This is a genomic window from Pedobacter sp. UYP24, from assembly GCF_054057295.1.
This window is the reverse complement of the sequence record NZ_JBSRZD010000002.1, coordinates 151104-175069: the sequence shown is the minus strand read 5'-3', so window position 1 is coordinate 175069 and position 23966 is coordinate 151104. Positions and strand designations below refer to the sequence as shown.

16 protein-coding genes are annotated in these 23966 nt (G+C 39.9%); 12 read left to right on the top strand and 4 right to left on the bottom strand.

Features of this window, described 5'->3' with window-relative positions; all coding sequences use genetic code 11:
• Window positions 1-46: 46 nt before the first annotated feature.
• Together ACVWYN_RS05435 and ACVWYN_RS05430 are read left to right on the top strand one after the other, a co-directional pair.
• The gene (locus ACVWYN_RS05435; RefSeq protein WP_457287816.1) at window positions 47-1693 is read left to right on the top strand and encodes a S41 family peptidase; all 1647 of its coding nucleotides are present in this window, start codon (window positions 47-49) and stop codon (window positions 1691-1693) included.
• Window positions 1694-1811: 118 nt separating this feature from the next.
• Window positions 1812-2078: a hypothetical protein gene (locus tag ACVWYN_RS05430; protein ID WP_457287815.1), complete on the top strand. Its 267-nt coding sequence runs from the start codon at window positions 1812-1814 to the stop codon at window positions 2076-2078.
• Window positions 2079-2081: 3 nt separating this feature from the next.
• Here the strand turns inward: ACVWYN_RS05430 and ACVWYN_RS05425 are convergent, their stop codons facing one another.
• The 4 genes from ACVWYN_RS05425 to lpdA all read right to left on the bottom strand — a co-directional run bounded on the left by ACVWYN_RS05425 (window position 2082) and on the right by lpdA (window position 6645).
• Window positions 2082-3026 carry a M28 family peptidase gene (locus ACVWYN_RS05425; protein ID WP_457287814.1) on the bottom strand — a complete coding sequence of 315 codons (945 nt, stop codon included), beginning with the start codon at window positions 3024-3026 and terminating at the stop codon, window positions 2082-2084.
• Between the two features lie 123 nt (window positions 3027-3149).
• On the bottom strand, window positions 3150-4010 hold the full coding sequence (locus ACVWYN_RS05420; RefSeq protein ID WP_131552811.1) for a sigma-70 family RNA polymerase sigma factor: 861 nt from the start codon (window positions 4008-4010) through the stop codon (window positions 3150-3152).
• A 195-nt stretch (window positions 4011-4205) separates the two neighbouring features.
• A complete protein-coding gene (locus ACVWYN_RS05415) occupies window positions 4206-5045 on the bottom strand; it encodes an MBL fold metallo-hydrolase (RefSeq protein ID WP_457287813.1) in 840 nt (279 codons plus the stop codon).
• 211 nt (window positions 5046-5256) lie between these two features.
• Window positions 5257-6645 carry a dihydrolipoyl dehydrogenase gene (gene lpdA / locus ACVWYN_RS05410; RefSeq protein ID WP_457287812.1) on the bottom strand — a complete coding sequence of 463 codons (1389 nt, stop codon included), beginning with the start codon at window positions 6643-6645 and terminating at the stop codon, window positions 5257-5259.
• A 339-nt stretch (window positions 6646-6984) separates the two neighbouring features.
• Between lpdA and ACVWYN_RS05405 the strand changes: the two genes are divergently transcribed.
• The 10 genes from ACVWYN_RS05405 to ACVWYN_RS05360 all read left to right on the top strand — a co-directional run bounded on the left by ACVWYN_RS05405 (window position 6985) and on the right by ACVWYN_RS05360 (window position 23959).
• On the top strand, window positions 6985-10179 hold the full coding sequence (locus ACVWYN_RS05405) for a TonB-dependent receptor (RefSeq protein WP_457287811.1): 3195 nt from the start codon (window positions 6985-6987) through the stop codon (window positions 10177-10179).
• Between the two features lie 406 nt (window positions 10180-10585).
• Window positions 10586-11236 carry a DUF6266 family protein gene (locus tag ACVWYN_RS05400; protein WP_457287810.1) on the top strand — a complete coding sequence of 217 codons (651 nt, stop codon included), beginning with the start codon at window positions 10586-10588 and terminating at the stop codon, window positions 11234-11236.
• Window positions 11236-11883, top strand: a complete 648-nt coding sequence (locus ACVWYN_RS05395) for a DUF6266 family protein (RefSeq protein ID WP_457287809.1) — start codon at window positions 11236-11238, stop codon at window positions 11881-11883. The genes ACVWYN_RS05400 and ACVWYN_RS05395 overlap by 1 nt, the downstream gene beginning before the upstream one ends.
• A gap of 41 nt (window positions 11884-11924) precedes the next feature.
• Complete coding sequence (locus tag ACVWYN_RS05390) at window positions 11925-12764, top strand: ThuA domain-containing protein (protein ID WP_457287808.1); 840 nt, start codon at window positions 11925-11927, stop codon at window positions 12762-12764.
• A gap of 64 nt (window positions 12765-12828) precedes the next feature.
• Entirely contained in the window at window positions 12829-15027 is a 2199-nt protein-coding gene (locus ACVWYN_RS05385) for a GH92 family glycosyl hydrolase (protein WP_457287807.1), read from the top strand.
• Between the two features lie 104 nt (window positions 15028-15131).
• On the top strand, window positions 15132-17345 hold the full coding sequence (locus ACVWYN_RS05380) for a DUF7133 domain-containing protein (protein ID WP_457287806.1): 2214 nt from the start codon (window positions 15132-15134) through the stop codon (window positions 17343-17345).
• Between the two features lie 46 nt (window positions 17346-17391).
• Window positions 17392-18660 (top strand): MFS transporter, encoded by a 1269-nt coding sequence (locus tag ACVWYN_RS05375; RefSeq protein WP_457287805.1) that lies wholly within the window; start codon window positions 17392-17394, stop codon window positions 18658-18660.
• Between the two features lie 16 nt (window positions 18661-18676).
• Entirely contained in the window at window positions 18677-20164 is a 1488-nt protein-coding gene (locus ACVWYN_RS05370) for a xylulokinase (protein WP_457287804.1), read from the top strand.
• A 23-nt stretch (window positions 20165-20187) separates the two neighbouring features.
• Complete coding sequence (gene xylA, locus ACVWYN_RS05365) at window positions 20188-21516, top strand: xylose isomerase (RefSeq protein ID WP_457287803.1); 1329 nt, start codon at window positions 20188-20190, stop codon at window positions 21514-21516.
• Between the two features lie 4 nt (window positions 21517-21520).
• Window positions 21521-23959 carry a glycoside hydrolase family 95 protein gene (locus tag ACVWYN_RS05360; RefSeq protein ID WP_457287802.1) on the top strand — a complete coding sequence of 813 codons (2439 nt, stop codon included), beginning with the start codon at window positions 21521-21523 and terminating at the stop codon, window positions 23957-23959.
• Window positions 23960-23966: the final 7 nt, after the last annotated feature.

The window sequence follows — 23966 nt, the reverse complement described above, 5'->3', positions numbered from 1 at the left end:
AATTTAACTACCTCCTCATTTAGTCTAAAAAAAACTCAACCATAAAATGAAAAACATACACTTCAAGAACTGGGTACTTCTTACTGCAATGTCATTATTCGTAATGTTATCTGCCTGTAAAAAGAATAAAACACCGGGCCCAACAGCGCCGCCTATGCCCACTATAGGATCTAACCTAAAGCAAACGCCTACAACCAATAGGATGGAGCTCAGCAATGACTCCTTATTTCTTTATGCCAAAGAGATTTACTTTTGGAATGAATCACTACCAACTTATGATGCTTTTGAACCCAGGAAGTACAATACATCTGGTAGTACTTTGTTAAACCTGGAAAGTAATTTGTTTAGTTTGGTTAAGGCAGCCGCAAAGCCAGATTATGTGAGCACTTCAAGCTATCCTAAATATTCTTTTATTCAAGATATCTCTACTATTAATCCGAAGCCGATTGCTTCAGTACCACAAACTCAGGCATCTGTTGATTTGGAGGGTAACGGCAATGATGTTGGAATTTATGCCATTAGCGCAGTTGGAATTAACGCTACAACTTACAAGCTTTACATCCAGGCCGTTTTTGAAAATTCTCCAGCTTTTAAGGCTGGCTTAACAAGGGGTGCCTATATCACAGAAATTAATGGTACTCAAGTAGGAACAGTAAACAATGGCGATATTTCTTCCTCAGAAAGAACGCTTATTAATTCAACTATTTACGCAAATCCGACTACTATTACACTAAAGGGTTTTAAAACTGACGGTACGGCCTTCGATGTAACACTAACTAAAGCAAGCTATAAGAGCAGTCCTATTTATAAAAGTAATATTTTAACTGCCGGCACACACAAGATAGGCTACATTGCTTATGCCCGTTTTTCTAACGCTTCCAATTCTATAGCTGCATTAACTTCAGTATTTAATGACTTCGCTGCAAAGGGAGTTACAGATCTTGTGGTTGATCTTCGTTACAATGGTGGGGGGTATGTGAGCACAGCAGAAACTTTAACAAATCTTATAGCCCCTTCAAGTGCAACGGGTACCATGTATGTAGAATATTACAATAATAACCTTAGAAACAGAAGGACTACAGATCCTAGTATCTTAAAGAATCAGCCACTTTTAGATGATAATGACAAGTTGCGATACGGATCAGATGGTAAAATTGTCACTTATGCTGATCTTGATTATTCTGTTGCAGGCAATACTAATTCTTTCAGTAAACAAGGCGATCTTAAAACGGTTACTAATATTGTATTTATCGTTTCTGGAAGAACAGCTTCTGCAAGCGAGCTGGTCATCAATAATCTAAAACCTAAAATGACTGTTAGTCTTGTGGGTAAGACCACCTACGGTAAGCCAATAGGTTTCTTTCCATTCCGTTTAGAGAACAAATATGATGTTTACCTCTCGCTTTTTGAAAGTAAGAATTCTGCCGGTCAGGGCGAATATTATACAGGGATGGTTCCAGATGTTGATGGAGGTACAGATTTAGGTGATTACGATTGGGGCAATCCCTTAGACGGCTATTTGGCCAAGGCAGTAAATATTATTGCTCCTGGAATTAAAGGAGTGATTTCTGCTAATCGATTATCTGGTGCCACAGGAACTAAAAATAACCTTACCCTTTCAGTACTTGGAAACTTCGAAAATGACAAGGAATTTGTAGGAATGATTGAAGATAAACCCAAGATCAAAAAATAACTTAAAGCCCGCCTAGCGGGCTTTTTTTTTAACATCATATTTGTGTAACTCTTTCTTTATATATTGATATATCTAGGAATTTAGTGCATATTTAAGCAAACGAACAGCCATTATATTTATGTTAGGGGAATTAATTGCCAAAGAATCTATCGAAATCAGTAAAATCATACCTGCAGAACAGAACCATACCGAAGAATTGAGAAATAAATTAAATTCTGCCCAAAGGTTAGGTAATGAATTCAAGTCAAAAGCAGACATAACTTTTAATACCAAAGAAGGACCTAAAACGGTCAACACTACTGTGTGGTCAGTAACAGAACAGTATCTGCAACTAAAAAGTGGTGTACATATCCCGTTAAACAGCCTAATTGATGTAGACTTCTAAATTTTACTGCTTCTTCATCTTAAGCTTTTGCTTAAATATCTGCTGGATATCACGCTCTTTGTCAATGTTATCTGTGATTGTCAGGATGGCTGCAACAGCATTGATATAAAAAGTTTTATTGATGTTTTTAAACTCATCAGTAGCCTTATGGTAGTCTTTGTGGTCTTCCACTCCAAAGTATAGAAAAGGAATGTTCTTGGCATTGAAAGCGCCCTGATCGCTTTGATCAGTCCAGTCCTCAGTTTTACCTAATTTAGGATCATCATGACCTGGTATTATTTTAATAGCAGCAGTATTTATAGTCAAATACTTTTTAAGCTCTGGGTACTTAAATGTTCCGCATACGTATAGTTCACCCTTATCATTATGGGCAATCATGTCCATATTAATGTTTAGCTTAATTTTATCCACTGCAACAGGTGGTTTGGTTACAAATGCTTTAGCACCCTGCAAGCCCATTTCCTCTGCATCAAATGCTGCAAAAATCATGGTGTTATTGGGTTTGTGCTTTGAAAAGTACGTGGCTAATTCCAAAAGACCACCCACACCCGAGGCATTGTCATCCGCACCATTATAAACTTCATTATTCATGATGCCCAGATGGTCGTAGTGTGCAGAAATAACGATTGCCTGACTTGATTTTCCCTGTATGTAGCCAACAATGTTTTTTCCTTTTACTTCCGCATCACTGCCACGTTTAAAGCTAAATTCCTGTTCATAACTAGCAGAGCCGGCAAACATCGCAATGCCTATCGCTTTAAAGCGGTCGGTGATATAAGCTCTAGCCATTTCAGCGCCCTTAGTACCAGTCTTCCTGCCTTGATATGCATCTGAAGATAATACCTCTATATCCTTCAACAACTGAGAATTAGTGTCCTGTGCGCCGCTCTTTTTAACAGTGCTACAGCTTAGAAATAATGCGAATGGAATAAAGAAATAAGATTTCATAAGTTAGTTATTGCGATGCATGAAGCAATCTAACCAAATGCTTAATGAGATTGCTTCGTGCATCGCAATAACACCTGGTTCTTCAATATAAACTACTAGCCCAAAATTACTAGCGCAAAACTATTATCCCAGGTAAGATTTAAGGATCTTACTTCTGGATGTATGTCTTAAACGTTGTAATGCTTTATCCTTAATCTGACGAACACGTTCACGCGTTAGGTTAAACTTTTCACCAATTTCTTCCAGTGATAAAGGGTGATTGGTGCTCAATCCAAAGAACAGCACAATAATCTCACGCTCGCGTTCGGTTAAGGTAGATAAAGAACGCTTAATCTCTTCAGAAAGCGATTCGTTAATCAGGTTGCTATCTGTATTTGGCTCATGATTTTCCAATACATCCAATAATGTATTTTCTTCACCCTGAACAAACGGCGCATCCATAGATACGTGTCTTCCAGAGTTACTTAAAGTATCAGAGATTTTATCAACAGTAGTTTCCAGAATCTCTGCAAGTTCTTCTGGTGAAGGCTCACGTTCAAACTCTTGTTCTAATTTTGAGAATGCCTTGCTGATTTTACTCAAAGAGCCAACCTGGTTTAAAGGCAACCTTACAATACGGCTTTGTTCTGCAATCGCTTGTAATATGGATTGACGAATCCACCATACTGCGTATGATATAAATTTAAATCCTTTAGTTTCATCAAAACGCTTTGCGGCCTTAATCAACCCAAGGTTACCTTCATTAATTAAATCGCCTAATGTTAAGCCTTGATTCTGATATTGTTTCGCAACTGAGACAACGAAACGTAAGTTTGTTTTTGTTAAACGTTCTAATGCTGCCTGGTCTCCTTCGCGTATTTTTCTTGCTAGTATTACCTCTTCTTCGGCTGTAATTAAATCTACCTTACCAATTTCATGAAGGTACTTGTCTAAAGACTGACTTTCGCGATTGGTGATCGATTGGGTGATTTTGAGTTGTCTCATTTATATGCTTTGGTACTCGTTATGTGTTTCAAAATGCAAAAGTAGTGATTTAAAGAGAATCTAATAGATAAATTCCTGAAAACGTTACACTTTACGCCAGTTATTGCTGTTGTATTTCAATAGCAAAAATTATTCCAAAATACTTTTGTCAGTCGCTAAATAAGCGGTTAACGAGCAGTTTCTAGGATTCACCTATCACATTGATAACAGTGAAAAAACACGGTCAACTCTGGGGCCTTTTTCTGTTTGTTTTAACGTACAACACTCATTTTCAGGGTCATGTTCCAAGTATAGTATATAGTTATTTTCTATAGCCTCTTCAAAAAATGTTTTCTTTTCAGTCAGTGTTTTTAATGGAAACATATCGTATGCCATTACGTAGGGTAGGGGAATATGTCCTACAGATGGTAGAAGGTCTGCCATATACACAATCGTTGTGTCCTTATATTTAATCTGTGGCAGCATCATGGCATCCGTATGGCCGTATGCAAACCTTACCGAGATATCATTATGCAAGATAACGCCATCAGCTTCTTCAATAAACCTTAACTGTCCGCTTTCCTGTATAGGAAGGATGTTGTCTTTTAAAAACGAGGCCCTTTCCCGCTCGTTTGGGTTCACTGCCCAGTCCCAATGTTTACTATTACTCCAATAAAATGCATTTTTAAATGCAGGACGAAGCTTGTCGCCCTCCCTAACAATTGATCCGCCGCAATGGTCGAAATGCAGGTGGGTTAAAAACACATCAGTAATGTCATCTTTAGAAAACCCTTTGGCTGCAAGCGATTTATCCAGCGTATCATCTCCATGGAGGTGATAATGACCAAAGAACTTTTCGTCCTGTTTATTTCCAAGACCATTGTCAATCAGGATTAACCTATCGCCATCCTCAATCAACAGGCAACGCATGGCCCAGCTACACAAGTTGTTGGCATCAGCAGGATTGGTTCTTTGCCAAATAGATTTCGGCACAACACCAAACATGGCACCTCCATCCAATTTAAACATGCCAGTATTAATCGTATGTAAATTCATGATTCTATTCTATGTAAATTAAACTACGATTGTAATTCATAGCCCTTCGTATACAAATTCATAAACTAAAGCTAATAAAAAAGGGCCACTAAGTAATAGCAGCCCTTCCATATATCGGTAGCAAATTTAGTGTCTGAGAGAGGGCTTAGCGGTCATTGTGCTTTTTCAGCACAATTAATGCAGCCCGAAAGCAGATCACTCAATTTGCCTTTTACAAATGGATCACTTCTCCATAAGCATCAGCAGCGGCCTCCATAATGGCCTCACTCATTGTAGGATGTGGGTGTACCGACTTGATGATTTCGTGTCCTGTAGTTTCCAGTTTACGCGCCACAACAATCTCTGCAATCATTTCAGTCACATTATTACCAATCATGTGTGCGCCTAACAATTCTCCGTATTTGGCATCGAAAATAAGTTTAACAAAACCATCCTTAGCACCAGAAGCACTAGCTTTACCAGATGCAGAGAACGGGAATTTACCAATCTTAAGTTCATATCCTGCTGCTTTCGCTGCTTTTTCTGTATAACCGACAGAAGCAATTTCCGGACTGCAATACGTACATCCCGGTATGTTGTTGTAATCTAAAGGCTCAGGTTTATGACCAGCTATCTTTTCTACACAGATAATACCTTCGGCAGAAGCAACGTGAGCTAAAGATTGTCCGCTTACGATATCACCAATGGCATAATAACCTTTAACAGATGTGTTGTAGAACTCATCCACAACAACTTTTCCTTTTTCAGTTTTGATGCCGGTTTCTTCCAAACCTAAATTCTCTATATTGGCCACCACACCAGCCGCAGAAAGTACGATGTCGCACTCCAAAGTTTGCATGCCGGCAGCTGTTTTAACCTGTACTTTACAACCCGTACCACTGGTATCAACAGATTCTACACTTGATGAAGTCATTACTTCAATTCCTGCCTTTTTAAAACTGCGCAGCAATTGTTTTGACACATCTTCATCCTCTACTGGTACAACATTGTCTAAAAATTCTACTATCGTAACCTTAGTTCCTAAAGTAGCATAGAAATAAGCAAACTCTACACCAATGGCACCAGAACCCACAACAACCATAGATTTTGGTTGCTCAGGTAATACCATTGCTTGCCTGTATCCGATAATTTTTTTACCATCTTGTTTAAGATTAGGCAATTCTTTAGATCTGCCACCAGTAGCAATGATGATATTGGTTGCGGTATATTCTTTAGAAGCACCAGCTGCATCCTTAACATCAACTTTGTTACCTGGTTTAACCTTTGCAGTACCCATGATCACTTCGATCTTGTTCTTCTTCATCAGAAACTGAACACCTTTGCTCATGCCATCGGCAACGCCTCTGCTGCGTTTAATTACTGCAGCAAAATCTGCTTCCGCCTCAGCTGTTTTAATTCCATAATCAGCAGCATGTGTAATATATTCAAACACCTGCGCACTTTTCAATAGGGCTTTTGTTGGTATACAACCCCAGTTAAGGCAAATACCACCTAAAGATTCACGCTCTATTACTGCAGTTTTTAAACCTAACTGAGAAGCTCTGATTGCGGCTACATATCCGCCCGGACCGCTGCCTATTACAATTAAATCGTAGTTCATATCTTAATATAAAGGAATATAATCTTTCTTAAAGTCCAAAATTAGAAAAAAATGTTCATTAAAGCAGGCTAAAAATATTTGGAGTATAATGATTCTCCGTCATTTTAACTCACATTTAACCTGGACCCAGCGGGCAAATTATATAGAATCACTTCAAATAGCTGGCAAACTGAATCTTACATGTTTCTTTTAAGTATTAATTGTGGAAAAATACTGCGATTATTAATAATTATTTAACATTGAAATCAAAAGGTGATATAATATAATATATACCTTTGTCGCACTTACACTCAATTTTTATTAATTCACAAAAAAAACAAAAAAACAAAACACAGAAGTATGAATAAATCTCTACTATTTAAGATTGTAGTCTTGTTATTCGTTTTTGTCGGTTCAATTGCTGCAGTAAATGCGCAGGTTACCACATCAACATTAACAGGTACTGTAAAAGACGCCAAATCATCACTCCCTGGTGCTGGCGTTAAAGCTACCCACACACCAACTGGAACGGTTTACAGCTCCACAACTAGTGCTGATGGTCGTTTTACCATCACCAATATGCGTGTTGGTGGTCCGTACACTATTGAAATCAGTTACATCGGCTATCAAACAGAAAAAGTTACTGATATTTATTTAAAGTTAGGTGAGCCTTTTTCATTAAACGTAAAACTTAACGACAACGCTAATCAGTTAACTGAAGTTGAAGTAAAAGGTACTAAAGATGCTAACTTTAACGGAAAACGTGTAGGTCCTTCTACTAATATCAGTAAGGAACAACTACAAAGTCTTCCAACCCTATCTCGATCATTAAATGATTTTACGCGTTTAACACCTCAGGCTAGTGGTTCAATCAACGGAGGTTCTGGTCAGTCATTTGCTGGTACAAATAATAGGTACAACAATATTTCTATTGATGGTGCGGTAAATAATGATGTATTTGGTCTAGCTTCTAATGGTGCTCCAGGTGGTCAGGCTAATACCCAGCCAATCTCTCTGGATGCAATTCAAGAGCTTCAAATCGTTTTATCACCATACGATGTTAGCAATGGTAACTTTGCTGGTGCTGGGATTAATGCAGTAACCCGTTCAGGTACTAATAAATTTGAAGGTTCTGCCTACTTCTATGGTAGAAACCAAAATTCAGTAGGTAGAAGTCCTGATGCAGCAAGAACAAAAGCAAATGAATTTTACAATACACAATATGGTTTCCGTTTAGGTGGACCGATCATCCAGAACAAATTGTTTTTCTTTGTTAATGGTGAGCTTGGTAGAATTCAACAGCCAACTTCTTTTAACGTAGGTGATCCAGGATCAGCACTTCCTTTAGGAGATGCTCAATCTATCGTTAATACATTAAATACAAGATATGGCTACAATCCGGGATCTTATGATTTAGTTAATTCGCAAACACAAAATGATAAGGTATTTGCGCGTTTAGATTGGAATATCAATGCAAAAAACCAGTTGACTATTCGTCATCAATACATTAAAGCATTTGATGATAACATTTCAAGAAGTGGTAGTTCATTCCGTTTTGGAAGTAGCTTATATCGTTTTAATGATTTACAGAATAATTCTGTATTGGAGTTAAGAAGTTCAATTTCAGACAGATTGTCTAACAACTTAATTGTCGGTTACTCAAGAATCAGAGATTCCAGAGCTGCTGAAGGCCAGTTGTTCCCTCAAATAAAAATCAATAGTATTGGTGGTATTCCTGCTAACTCTGTAATACTTGGTTCAGAGGCTAGTTCAACAGCTAATGAACTTGATCAGAATGTACTTGAGTTTACAGATAACTTTAAAATTTTCGCTAATAAGCATACGTTTACAATTGGAACTCACAATGAGTTTTTTAAATTCAGAAACTTGTTTATGAATAACTTCGCTGGAAGTTATACTTATTCAAATCTTGCTGACTTTACCAATAATGCTAAACCTAACTTTGCCGCTTCTACTTACTCTATTGTTCCCGGTGATACGAGACCAGCTGCTAGATTTAGTGCTGCACAATTAGGTTTTTACTTTCAGGATGAGATTGATGTATTTACAGGCTTCAAATTGGTTGCTGGTTTAAGAGCTGATGTGCCAATTATAAATGATACACCTCCTGCAAACCCTTTAATTGCTTCTACATTTGCTTTCCAAAAGACAGATCAGATTCCTAGCGGTCGTATCATGGTGTCTCCACGTGTTGGCTTCAACTGGGATTTAACTGGCGATAGGTCTATCCAATTAAGAGGTGGTACTGCTTTATTAACAAGTCGTGCTCCTTATGTTTGGTTATCTAACCAGTTCACAAATAATGGGATGTTAACTGCGCAGATTAGTGCTTCTAACGGAACTGGTACTTTTATAGCAGATCCTGCAAATCAAAAAGCAGCTGGTGGTACAGTAGGTACAACTTATGAGGTTAATTTGGCTAACCCTAACTTGAAAATGCCTCAATTGTTTAGAAGTAACCTTGCTGCCGATTTCAAATTGCCGTTGGGTATTATGGCAACTTTAGAAGGTATCTATTCTAAAACCATCAACAACATTCTTTACAGTAATTTAAACTTAAAGAACTCTACAGGAAGAATCAATCCTAATCTTTCTGCTGGTAACGATACTCGCCCTATATTCGCTTATCCAACTGCAGGTGGTAAGGTTAATCCAACTTTTACAAACGTATTTTATCTAGATAATACAAGTAAAGGTGATTCTTATTCCTTAACTGCACAATTGCAAAAAGCTTTTGGAATGGGTCTTTACGCAACTGCAGCTTATACATACGGAGAAGCTAAAGATGTAAATTCTGGAGCAAGTAGTACTGCTTCTTCAAATACAAACTTTGTTCAAACACTAACCGGACCTAACAATCCACCTTTAGCGATCTCTAACTTTGACATTCGCCATAGGGTTATTGGAAGCTTAAATTACACGCTTGCTTATGGTAAGCAAAAAGCTTCTTCTACAACCATTTCATTATTTTATTCTGGTAAATCAGGAACTCCTTTTACGTATTTGTATGATGGTGACTTAAACCAGGATGGCTCTACTGGGAATGATTTATTATATGTTCCGCGTAATCTTTCTGAAATTAAATTGGCTGATATCCCTGCTACTACAGGATTAAATCCAACTCCTGTAATTCCAGTTGCTACTCAATGGGCTAATTTAGATGCCTATATTTCTAATGATCCTTATTTGAGTAAAATGAGAGGAAAGTATACTGCTCGTAATGGAGCAAGGATGCCTTGGGAAAATCTATTCGATCTAAGAATAATGCAAACTTTAGGAACAATTATTAAGGGTTCAAAAAACAATATCCAGATTTCGTTTGATGTAACTAACGTTGGTAACCTAATTAACAAAGATTGGGGAAAAGCTTACTTTATATCTAATACAGCATCAACTTTGATCAAGTATAACTACAACGCAACAACTGGTGGTACTTTTAATTTTGCTCCTCCAGCTGGTGGAACTGCTTATCAGTTGTCTTCGTTCATCTCAAGATGGCAAGGTCAATTAGGTCTTCGTTACAACTTCAACTAGTTAACAATTAGTCTTATAGTAAAAAGGTGGTCCCAAAAGGACCACCTTTTTTTTATGCCTACTTTTTATTTTAGCAGGGGATGATCCACATTCACCTCAAATTACCAGTCAATTAAGGTATCCAGTAACACTCATTCCTAACCTAGTCCTAATAAAAATTTATAAAATACAGACAAACAACTAATAAATGACTTAGTTATAGTATCGTTCCGTTATGGTTGCAATATCCTTGCAATATCTTAATGGATAACGAAATGATATTTCAATGATAATTCAAGGATATTGCAAGGATATTGCAACCTAGTTTTTTATCAGTTATTTATTAGTTGTTTATCAGTTAATATTAATAGCCAGATACCTTGTTTATGTTAGTTTGTCTGCTTACCTTGCGGTTAAATTACTAATTATGGGAATTGCGATTAATGGCCTTCATGGCGAAGTAACCGGAAGGGTGGATAACCTGGTTTACTACGTTTTAAATGGTAAAAATGTAGTGAGAAAGGTGGGTAAGTCTTATAAGCCCGCTTCTACGGCGCAGCTTAGCGCAAGGATGTTAACTAAGCTTTCGAGTCAATTTTTCAGCAAGCTACAGGATTATATCAATGTTGGCTTCGGTATCGAGGCGCTTGGTACTGATAAAAATGCTTTCAATCTGGCCATTCAGGAGAATAAAAAGAGCATGTTAAAAGGTGTTTATCCTGATTTTACAATTGATTATCCAAAATTGGTGTTTAGTAGAGGCGTGCTCAAAACCAGCGAAGGTTTGAAGGCTATCGCAACTGTGGAGGGTATTTCTTTTACCTGGGATACAGATCCTAAAATGCCATGGGCAGAGTCAACAGATCAGGTGATGATGATTGCTTACTTCCCAACAGAAAACAAGGCCGTACATAAGCTTTTTGGCAACAACAGGATTACAGGTGAAGATCAACTGGTCTTATCGCCAAGTTTAAGAGGTAAATACGCCGAAACCTATATCGGCTTTATCTCTGCGGATAGGAAACAAATATCAGACAGTAGTTATACCGGAAGCATTAATTTAACGGAAACCGAATAGTGGGAATTTTAAGCACAGGGATTTTAGGCCCATTCCGCAATAAAACAGGATCAGTAATAGGGCGCAAGCATCGTGGTCAGGATGTGATGACTTCCCTCTACCGCACAAATAAGACTCCAAAGGAAGGAACGGTTAAACAAAAGGAGTCGCGGTTTAAATTTGCTACGCTTAATGTTTTTCTAAACAACATTTCAGAGTTGGTTATTCCAGGATTTAAAAAACTGGCCAAGGGTGGTAATCCCATAAACACAGCGTATTCTTACAATTGTGATCATGCATTTGTGGTTAGCGAAGGTGAGATCAAGCTCAATCTTCCCAAACTGGTGTATAGCGTAGGAAATGTTGAAGGGCCTGAGAGTCTTCAAATGGTTTCTGAAAATGGCCATATCACCATGAGCTGGCTGGAACAACCACAATCGCTATTTTGCCAGGGCAGTGATACCGTCAATTTCCTGATCTATAATGAGACCATAGGGGATTCGGCATATTTTATGAACTACCGCGATCGATCAGACTTAGGTGTCAGCTTAGATGTAAGGCCGGATATTGGTCACGATGTTCATTGCTATATCAGCTTTGCTTCAGCCGATGGTAAAACGCAGGGGAACAGCATTTATTTGGGTATGATTAAAGTGCTTGGCGAATAAGAATAAATTTTCTTATCTTCATCAGCATACCCAATAACCAAATGAAATTTAATTCTTTGACTGCATTAAAAAGCGCTATTTTACTGTTAACGCTATTTTGTATTCCCGTTTTTTTAAGCGCTCAGTCTGCAAAAAAGAAGTTTAATGTCATTGCTTTTTATACCGGTAAGGAAGATCAGGCCCATGTTAGCTATGTGCATGAGGCGAATAAGTGGTTTCCTAAAATGGGTATGAAATACAACTTCGCTTACGATTCTACCAGCAACTGGGACAATCTCAATCCTGAATTTCTTAAGAAATACCAGGTGGTGTTGTTTTTAGATACCCGACCGGAAAAGCCCGAACAGCGTGCTGCTTTTGAAGCCTATATGAAAAATGGCGGGGCATGGATGGGTTTTCATTTTTCGGCATTTGCCTTAACACCATCAACGTATCCGCAAAACTGGGATTGGTACCATCAGGAATTTTTGGGATCGGGGGGGTATGGGAGCAATACATGGCGACCAACTTCTGCGGTTTTAAGGGTAGAGGATCTTAAGCATCCGGCTACCAGTAAATTGCCGGTTACTTTTAAATCTGCGCCTAATGAATGGTACAGATGGGAAAACGACCTGCGTAAAAATCCGAATATTAAGATACTATTGTCTATAGACAGCAGCAGTTTCCCGCTGGGTACCGGTCCTAAAGAATATGAGATTTGGCACAGCGGCTATTACCCGGTAGCCTGGACCAATAAAAAATACAAAATGGTTTATGTAAACATGGGGCATAATGATATGGACTATGAACATGGACCTATTAATAAAGAACTATCGCATACTTTCGATAGCGAGATTCAAAATAAATTTATCATATCCAGTTTATTGTGGCTTGGTAAATGATTTTAATACGCTGATTAACCTTTTATTAAGCGAAAATTAATGACTTAATATATATTTGATTGATATGAATAAACTAAAACTATCTAAATCTTACCAGGCAATTTTAGTATTGCTAATGGCTTGCTTTCCCTCTGCAGTTGTTTTTGGACAAATGCAGTTTCCAGGAGCAGGTAATTTGAAATATGTAGATCCGCGTATTGGAAATGTTGGTGCGATATTGGAGCCAACCAGACCAACGATTCAATTGCCTAACCAGGTGATCAGGATGACGCCTCAGCGTGCCGATTATATTGATGATCAGATCAGCAGCTTTCCATTAACGGTGGTTTCTCACCGTAACGGACAAGTGTTTGCCATAAAGCCAACGCTAAGTGTTACGGATAACAAACGCATGACTTATGATCATGATCTGGAAGTTAATCGCCCTTGGTATTATTCTACTTATCTGATTGATAATGACATTAAAGTAGATTTTACTCCGGGTAAAAAGGCTGGGATCTTTAAGTTTGCTTATCCGACAGGAAGTATTAAAGCTTTGATCCTGGATCGATACAATGGTGGTTTTAGCGACTATAAATTAACTACTGATAAAGAAATTACTGGTGTAGAAACCTGGGATGGTGTAAAGGTATTTATGTATGGTACTTTCAATGCCAGTGCTACTGCTCAGAAAGATGGTGATCGGTTATTGGTAAGCTTCGATAGTAAAGCACCCAATACTATTGAATTTAGATATGCATTGTCGTTCATCAGTGCAGAACAGGCTAAAAAGAACTTTAACAATGAACTGAAGGATGTTTCTTTTGATCAACAATCTAAAATTGGAGAAGCTGCATGGGCTAAAGTAATCAACCAAATTGGTGCTACTGGCGGTACAGATGCACAAAAGAGGTCATTTTATACCGCCCTATACCGTTGCTATGAGCGGATGGTAGACATTACTGAAGACGGTCAGTACTATAGTGGTTACGATAAAAAAATTCATACCACCAATAGGCCATTCTTTGTAGATGATTGGGTATGGGATACTTATTTAGCGCAACATCCATTAAGGACGATTTTAAATCCTGCACAAGAGGGAGATATGTTGAACTCTTATGTAGATATGTATAAACAAAGTGGCTGGGTGCCAACTTTCCCATTGTTGTATGGCGATAATCCTTGTATGAATGGTTTCCATTCTACCATAACTTTTCTGGATGCCTACCGCAAAGGAATCCGTAATTATGATGTTAAGGCTGCTTATGAGGGAATGTATAAAAATGCGACCCAAGCCACAATGCTGCCATGGAAAAACGGACCTAAGACTGATCTTGAAGATTTTTACTATGATAAAGGTTACTTCCCTTCTTTAAAAATAGGCGAGAAGGAAACGAATACAACGGTACATGGTTTTGAAAAACGCCAGGCGGTGGCCATTACTTTGGGCCATAGCTATGACGATTGGGCGCTTGGTCAGTTTGCTAAAGAGTTGGATAAAACAGCTGATTTTACCAAATTCTCCGGACGCGCAAATAACTATAAGAACCTTTGGGATTCGAAAACGCAAATGTTTTTGCCTAAGGACAATGAAGGCAACTGGGTTAAAATAGATCCTAAGTTTGATGGTGGAATGGGTGGTAGAGATTACTATGATGAGAACAACGGCTGGACTTACCTATGGCAGGTACAGCATGATGTTAAGGGTTTGATTGATTTGTTTGGCGGTGTGCCAAGCTTTGAGGCCAAGCTTGATCAGCTTTTCCGTGAGCCACTTGGCAGAAGTAAGTACGAGCTTTGGGCAAAGTTTCCTGATTTTACAGGAATAAACGGCCAGTATTCTATGGGCAATGAGCCTAGTTTCCATATCCCTTACTTGTTTAATTTCACCTCATCACCATGGAAAACACAAAAGAAAATACGTTTTTTACTGGATACCTGGTATAAGGACAATGTATTCGGTATTCCGGGCGATGAAGATGGTGGCGGTATGTCTGCCTTTGTGGTATTCTCTTCCATGGGTTTTTATCCTGTAACACCTGGAAATCCAGTTTATACGATAGGTAGTCCGGTGTTTGAAAAGGTAACTATTGATTTGCCAAATGGTAAGCAGTTTTCTATGATTGCCAACAAATGTTCTGGAATCAATAAATACATACAAAGTGCTAAGTTTAACGGTCAGCCAATAAATACACCTTGGTTTACGCATGAACAATTAGTTGCTGGTGGTAAGCTGGAGCTGGAAATGGGTCCATTACCAAACAAGAAGTGGGGTGTAAAATAGCTGAATAGATTGCTTGTATAGTTTATGATACATATATTCAAGTAATTGGATATATGTATTACCTTCATACTAACTATTTATAAACCTGTAACACCAATTGATTCATGAAGGGAAAATCTATAATCTGCTTAGTCGGGTTATCCTTGCTGGCTATTACCTGCAAGGTTACACAAACAGCATTGCAGCGCGATGCAGCTGGAAAGATCATCGTAAACCTTAATCCTTCTCCCGCTTACCTTAGTCCCCAGGAAAGTATGAAAACCATACATCTCCAGAAAGGCTATCACCTGGAGCTTGTAGCTAGTGAACCGATGATTCATGAGCCGGTAGCTATTGCGTGGGACGGTAATGGGCGTTTATTTGTAGCCGAAATGAATACATACATGCAGGATGCCAACGGTACAGGCGAAGGCAAGCCGGTATGTACGATTAAAAGATTGGAAGACACCAACAGTGATGGTAAAATGGATAAAGCTGTTGTATTTATCGATAGCCTGCTGTTGCCAAGAATGATTATGACGCTTGATGATCGCTTGCTGGTAGCAGAAACGTACGACAATAGCATTTACAGCTATAGGGATACCAATGGTGATGGTAAGGCAGATGAAAAGAAAAAGGTTTTTAGTAACGAAACAAAGAACCAAAATAACCTGGAGCACCAAAGAAGTGGCCTGGTTTGGAACCTGGACAACAAGATTTATGTTACTGTAGAAAATGTGCGGTATAAGTTTGATAACGGCATGCTCAAATCTGAATACCTGCATGAAGGTCCGGGTGGACAGTGGGGGCTGGCTAACGATAACTACGGCAGGTTGTACTTTTCTGCTGCCGGTGGAGAAGCTCCGGCATTGAACTTCCAGCAAAACCCTTATTATGGGAGTTTAGACTTTGGCGATCAATACGACAACGAATTTCAGGCAGTATGGCCATTGATCTCTACCTCAGATGTGCAGGGAGGCATAGGCAGACTTCGTCCGGATAGTACGCTTAACCATTTTACGGCATGTACCGGTCAGTCGATATTTAAAGGAAATTCCCTGCCTGCAGATATGGATGGAGATCTGTTGATTTGTGAGCCGGTAGGACGCTTAATAAGACGCGCCAAGGTAACCAATACCAACGGAAAGATTACCCTCAAAAACGCCTACAATAAAGAAGAGTTTATAGCCTCAACAGACATGAATTTCCGACCGGTAAATAGTGCTACTGGTCCGGATGGCTGCTTATATATCGTAGATATGTACCGTGGTATTATACAAGAAAGCGCCTGGACGCAACCCGGAAGTTACCTTAGACCACAAATTACCAGGAGGGGATTAGATAAAAACATTGGCAGAGGTAGGATATACCGTGTGGTATATGATGGGATAAAACCCGATAAAACCTTGCCACGCATGCTGAGCATACCAAGTGCGCAGTTGGTGCAATACCTAGCACATCCAAACGGATGGTGGCGGGAAAATGCCCAAAAGATTTTGGTAATTAGGGGTGATAAGAGCATCGCACCTGCTTTAAAAACAATGGCCACTACTGCTACCTCTCCCTTGGTCAGGATCCATGCTTTGTGGACTTTAAACGGTTTAGAAGCACTGGACAGGCAAACTTTGCTTGGTGCCTTAAAGGATAAAAATGCACAGGTACGTAAAACTGCAGTTTGGATTTGTGATGAAGCGGTAAGAAAAGGAGATGAGCAATTGGTAAATGCATTAGCATTCCTTAAAAATGATGAAAGTGCAGATGTGCGTTATCAGCTGGCATTAACCCTAAGGTTTAATGAATCAGATCAATCTAATAAAATTAAAAAGGATTTGGTAGCTGCACATCCGGCTGATTTGGCTATGGTAGCATCTCAAAATAAATATCAAAATCAAATAAGTGCACGTGTGGCAAGAGATTTAGAGAATAAGAAATTGGCTCAGGCCGATCAGCAAACCATAATGGAAGGTGCCACGATATTTAAACAGCTGTGTGCCACCTGCCATGGTGCAGAAGGAAAAGGCGTGATTAGCGGTGGTAAAGGAATGCCTGCTCCGGTACTAGCAGGTGCTAAGGACCTGAATGGCGACCCGGAAAAACTAATCAGAATACTACTTCATGGCCTATCTGGTCCGATTGATGGTAAAAACTACGCAGATGTAATGCCTGCCTTGGGTTTTAACACGGATGAGTATATTGCATCCGTATTAAGTTATATCAGAAATGATATGGGTAATAAAGCATCAGTAGTTAAACCTGCTGATGTAAAGAAAGTTAGAGCCTTAGTAGGAGAGCGAAATAAACCATGGACAATAAAGGAACTTGATGCTTTGAAAAAATAATTACATATTTAGCAACTATTACCCTGTAACCACTACAACCAAATATATGGCAAACATTCAAACATCAAAACTATTCTGGGCAAGCTGTCTGGCACTTTTAGTAACCTCGCTCTCTTTCGGTATCCGTGCCGGGATGATGGGTCAGCTTGGAATAGACTTTCAATTAAACGCTACTCAATTAGGAACCATTACGGCAACTGCGTTCTGGGGATTCCCCTTAGCAGTAATAGTAGGCGGGTTTATCGTGGATATTATCGGTATGAAACGCTTATTGGTTATGGCCTTTGTTTTTCACCTTGCAGGTATTGCCCTTACTATTTTTGCTCAGGGTTACTGGACACTATTTTTCTCTACCCTTTTAATTGGTATCGCAAATGGAACAGTAGAAGCAGCTTGTAATCCATTGGTTGCAACCTTATATCCTGAAGACAAAACTACCCGCTTAAATTACTTTCACTTGTGGTTCCCGGGCGGTATAGTTATCGGTACGCTATTGGTAACACTATTGGTACATCTTGGTATTGGATGGCAGGTACAAGTAGCAGTGATGCTAATCCCTACCTTAATTTATGGATTCTTATTCTCCAGACTGGAGTTTCCGGTTACAGAACGTGTATCATCAGGCTACTCAAGTTCAGATATGTACAAGGCGGTACTTTCGCCATTGTTCCTATTTATGGTAGTTTGTATGTTCATGACAGGTATTACAGAGTTATTTACCGGTCAGTGGATCAGCTTGTTGCTTAAAAACGTGACAGAAAACGCCATATTGCTGGTTACCTTAACCGCAGGAATGCAGGTATTGGGTCGTGCATTTGCTAAGCCTATTGTTAAAAAGCTAGCACCATCAGGCGTATTATTATTTTCTGCCATATTCTCGGCAGCGGGATTGTACATGTTAAGTACGTTTACAGGTAACTCTATTTTCTTTGCTGCAGTAGTATTTGGAATTGGCGTATGTTATTTCTGGCCTACCATGATTGGTTTTGTGGCAGAAAACATTCCACAATCTGGTGCCCTTGGTTTAAATTTACTGGGCGGTGCAGGTATGTTTGCAGTATCGGTATTTACCATATTTATGGGAAGCTATTATGACGGACTAGTGGTTAAACATTTACCTGGCGGTGCGGATTTGGCTACCTATTCTGCCGCGACAGAAGGGACGGCCCAGGCAACAGCACTTGGCGCAGCCAAGAATCTTGCTGGTCCGGAGGTGTTACAAGTAACCCTTATCCTTCCAATCATACTGATTTTCGCATTCGGCGGATTGGTATTTTATATGAATTCAAGAAAAAAGAAGGTAGCGATCAGCTAAATCAATAATTACATATATGCTGTTACTAGGTATTGATGTAGGCACATCATCTATAAAAGTTTCTGTTGTGGATGCTGCGGATAGCAGCATCCTGGCAACAGCCCAATATCCCGATACAGAATCAGAAATCCTGACCCCGCAACACGGCTGGGCAGAGCAAGATCCCAACATGTGGTGGGAGCATGTGCAAAAAGCTATTATCGGTTGTAATCAAAAGATCAAATATAATCCTGCAGATATTGCTGCCATTGGCATTGCCTACCAGATGCATGGGTTGGTAGTCATAGATGAACAAGGAGAAAGCCTGAGAAACAGTATCATCTGGTGCGACAGTCGCGCGGTAGAGATTGGCGATCAGGCGATGGAAGCAATAGGAAGAGATCGCGCGTTAGCGCATTTGTTGAATTCGCCAGGTAATTTTACGGCTTCTAAACTGGCCTGGGTAAAAGCCAACCAGCCGGAGCTTTATGCAAAGATCAAAAAGGTAATGCTACCTGGAGATTACATTGCTTTTAAGCTGACAGGGGAGGTAACCACAAGTATTTCAGCATTGTCTGAGGGTATCTTTTGGGACTTCAAGGAAAATGAGCTCTCTAAAGATGTCATGAAGCATTACGGCTTTGATGAGGCATTGATCCCGCAGGTGAACCCTGTATTTTCTGCACACGGATACCTGAGTAAATCAGTAGCTGAGCAGATTGGTTTGAAGGAAGGAATTCCGGTGTCATACAAATCAGGAGATCAGCCAAATAATGCACTTTCATTAAATGTTACAGAGCCAGGAGAAGTGGCTGCAACCGCAGGAACATCAGGCGTGATTTACGGCGTAACAGATCAGTTGCTGTGCGACAAGCAAAGCAGGGTAAATACCTTTGCCCACGTAAACCACAGTATAGAAAAACAACGCTTAGGCGTATTGTTGTGTATCAATGGAACGGGTAGCATGAACAGGTGGACAAAGAACCTGGCAGGTGCTGATTTAAGTTACCCGGCAATGAATAAAGCAGCAGCTGCTGTAGCACCTGGAAGCGAAGGCTTACGCGTGTTGCCTTTTGGCAATGGTGCAGAGCGTATGCTGAACAACAAAATAGCAGGCGCACACTTACGTAACATAGACCTTAACCTGCATTCTAGCGCACATGTTTTTCGTGCGGTACAAGAAGGCATTGCATTCTCGTTCCGTTATGGCCTCGATATTTTAAGGGAAAACGGAATGGAGCCTGCCGTAATCAGAGCCGGACAATCAAACCTGTTTTTAAGTGAGGTATTTACCCAATCGTTTGTAAACATTACAGGCGTACCGGTAGAGCTTTATGAGAACGACGGTAGCTTTGGAGCGGCCATTGGTGCAGGTATTGGTGCAGGTATTTACCAATCTGCAGGAGAAGCATTCAGTTACAAAAAACCGCTTAAAGTAGTCGAACCATCAGGAAATGCTTTAGAAGCACCCTACCAGGATTGGAAAGAAATCCTTAAACAACAATTAGCATCTGTAAACAATTAGAACCACAAATAAAACATTGTAATATGTCAGCACTTAATTTTGAAAACGAATTTTTTAAAGGAATTGAACAAGTAAAATTTGAAGGACCGGGCAGTGATAATCCATTAGCATTTAGGTATTATGATGCAGAAAGGGTAATAGGAGGTAAGACATTAAAAGACCACCTTCGCTTTGCCGGAGCCTATTGGCATTCCTTCTGCGGTAATGGTGCAGATCCATTTGGCGCGCCAACACATAATTTCCCATGGGATGTAAAGTCTGAACCTGTTGCACGTGCAAAAGATAAGATGGATGCTGCTTTTGAGTTTTTGACTAAAATGAACCTTCCATACTATTGCTTCCACGATTTAGATGTGGTTGATTACGGATTAGACATTAAAGAGAACGACCGCAGATTACAAGCTTTGGTGGATTATGCCAAAGAAAAACAAGCACAAACAGGCATTAAGTTACTTTGGGGAACTGCGAACTTGTTCTCTAACCCAAGGTATATGAATGGTGCATCTACCAATCCTGATTTCCATGTATTGGCTCATGGTGCTGCTCAAGTTAAAGCTGCAATAGATGCAACTATTGCATTAGGTGGAGAAAACTATGTATTCTGGGGTGGAAGAGAAGGATATATGTCGCTCTTAAACACCAATATGCAACGTGAGCAAGACAACTTTGCTAAATTCTTGCATGCTTCAAAAGACTATGCGCGCAGAAACGGTTTCAAAGGAACATTCTTTATTGAGCCTAAACCATGCGAACCAACTAAACACCAGTACGATTATGATGCGGCTACTGTATTGGGCTTCCTTCAGAAATATGATTTGATGGGTGATTTTAAATTAAACCTGGAAGTAAACCATGCTACTTTAGCTGGTCACACTTTCCAACATGAATTACAAGTAGCTGCAGATGCAGGTTTGTTGGGTTCAATTGATGCTAACCGTGGCGATTATCAAAATGGATGGGATACAGATCAGTTCCCGAACAACATTAATGAACTGGTAGAATCTATGCTGATCATTTTGGAAGCCGGTGGTTTACAAGGTGGCGGTATTAACTTTGATGCGAAGATCCGCAGAAACTCTACAGATCCAGCTGATCTTTTCTATGCACACGTTGGTGGTATGGATTTATTTGCAAGAGCATTGATTATTGCTAGTGAGATTTTAGAAAAATCTGAATACAAAAAGATCCGTACTGATCGTTATGCGTCATTTGAGACAGGTAAAGGAGCAGAATTTACTGCCGGAAAACTTTCATTAGAAGACCTTCGTGAGTATGCCATTGAAAAAGGCGAGCCTGCAAAAATTAGCGGCAGACAAGAATACATGGAGAATTTAATTAACAGATACATATAGATTGATGAGAAAATCCCTCGCTGTTTTAATTCTCTCACTTTTTTTTTTAGCCGGATTTGCACAGACCACTGCATTAAAACTTTGGTATAATAAGCCGGCAGAAAAAACATGGGAAGCTGCACTTCCAATTGGTAACGGCAGAATTGCCGCAATGGTGTATGGCAACCCGGCCAGTGAATTAATTAAACTAAACGAGGCGACTATTTGGTCGGGCGGACCAAACCGTAACGACAACCCTAAAGCTTTGGCAGCGCTTCCGGAGATCAGGAAACTGATATTTGAGGGGAACTACGACGAGGCGAGTAAGGTGGCAGCGGCTGGTATGGAGTCTAGAATAAATGGCATGAATTACCAGCTTTTGGGCAACCTTAAGCTGGTATTTCCTGGTCATGATAACTATTCAGATTATTACCGTGAGCTGGATATTGAGCGCGCGATAACAAAAACGACCTATGTTGTGAATGGCGTAACCTATAGCAGGGAACTTTTTGCTTCATTGGGAGATCAGGTTATTGCGATAAAACTGACTGCAAGCAAACCGGGAATGCTGACTTTTAGCGCCGGAATGGAAAGTGCGCAACAATCCAATGTAAGCACCAGAAATGGCAATGAGCTGTTGCTGAATGGAATATCTGGCGACAAGGACGGAGTTAAAGGTGCGGTTAAATTCAATTCCATCGTAAAAGTTTCCGCCGAAGGCGGTAAGGTTTCCACAACAGATCAGTCAGTTGAAGTGAGCAATGCCAATTCCGTTACTATATTGGTTTCCATTGCTACAAACTTTAACAGTTATAAAGATCTGAGTGGAGATGAAAATAAAAGAGCAGCAGATTATTTGTCGAAAGCTAGCGTTAAGTCTTACGAAGCGCTAAAACAAGCCAACATTATTGCTTACCAAAAGCTGTTTAACCGTGTAAAGTTAGATTTAGGGACGACTGATGCAGTAAAGCAACCAACAGATGTACGCTTGGCTAACTTTGCGAAAGGAAATGACCCACAGTTGGCGGCATTATACTTTCAGTTTGGCAGGTATTTATTAATCTCCTCCTCACAACCGGGCGGCCAGCCAGCAAACCTTCAAGGCATCTGGAACGATAAAATGAGTCCGCCATGGGGTAGCAAATACACCATTAACATCAATACAGAGATGAATTACTGGCCAGCTGAATCTACCAATTTAACGGAGATGCATGAGCCATTGGTTAAAATGGTTAAGGAGCTTTCCGTAACCGGGCAGGAAACAGCAAGGGTAATGTACGGTTCAAAGGGCTGGGTAGCACACCATAACACCGATATTTGGCGCATAAGTGGTGAGGTTGACGGCGTATATTCAGGTATGTGGCCTATGGGAGGAGCTTGGTTAAGCAGACACCTTTGGGATAAATATTTGTACAGTGGTGATAAAGCTTATTTAGCATCCGTTTATGATGCGATCAAAGGCTCCGCAGAATTTTATAGTGATTTTCTGGTAGAAGAGCCTAGCCATAAATGGTTGGTGGTAGCACCCTCCAATTCACCTGAAAACGCACCGGCTGCCGCCCAAGGTAAATCTATACAAGCCGGAACAACGATGGACAATCAAATCCTATTTGAGTTGTTCTCTAATGTGATCCGTGCATCAGAAATACTGGGCAAGGATAAAGCGTTTGCAGAGCGGCTAAAAGGATTGAGAAAGCGACTACCGCCAATGCAAATTGGGCAATACAGTCAGCTGCAGGAATGGTTGCAGGATATGGACAACCCAGGCGATAAACACAGGCACGTATCCCATTTGTTTGGGGTATTTCCGGCAGGAGAGATTTCGCCGTACCGTACACCAGAATTATTTGATGCGGCGCGTACCTCCTTATTATATAGAGGCGACGTATCTACTGGCTGGTCGATGGGTTGGAAAGTTAACCTTTGGGCAAGATTCCTGGATGGAAACCATGCCTATAAATTGCTGACCGACCAATTGACTCCGGCAAGTAACCGATCAGAATCTGGTGGTACCTATCCAAATTTGTTTGATGCACATCCACCTTTCCAGATAGATGGTAATTTTGGCTGTACCGCTGGAATAGCAGAAATGCTGATGCAAAGTTATGATGGCGACATTCATTTATTGCCTGCATTACCAGATGTGTGGACAAAAGGAAGCGTTAGTGGCTTAAGGGCCAGGGGAGGTTTCGAAATTGTTAACCTAAGCTGGGAGAATGGAAAAGTGACTAAGGTGGCTATAAAATCCACGCTGGGCGGTAAATGTAGAATACGTGTTGCTACTCCGCTTAAGGGTAAGTTAATAGCAGCAAAAGGAGAAAATACCAACGTATTTTACCAGGTAAACGAAACACCAAAACCATTGATTTCAGAGAAAGCTAAATTGAACCCTACGGGTGTAAAGGAAACATTACTATATGATTTTGATACAAAACCGGGACAAACTTATATATTTAACTTATAAAACTAAA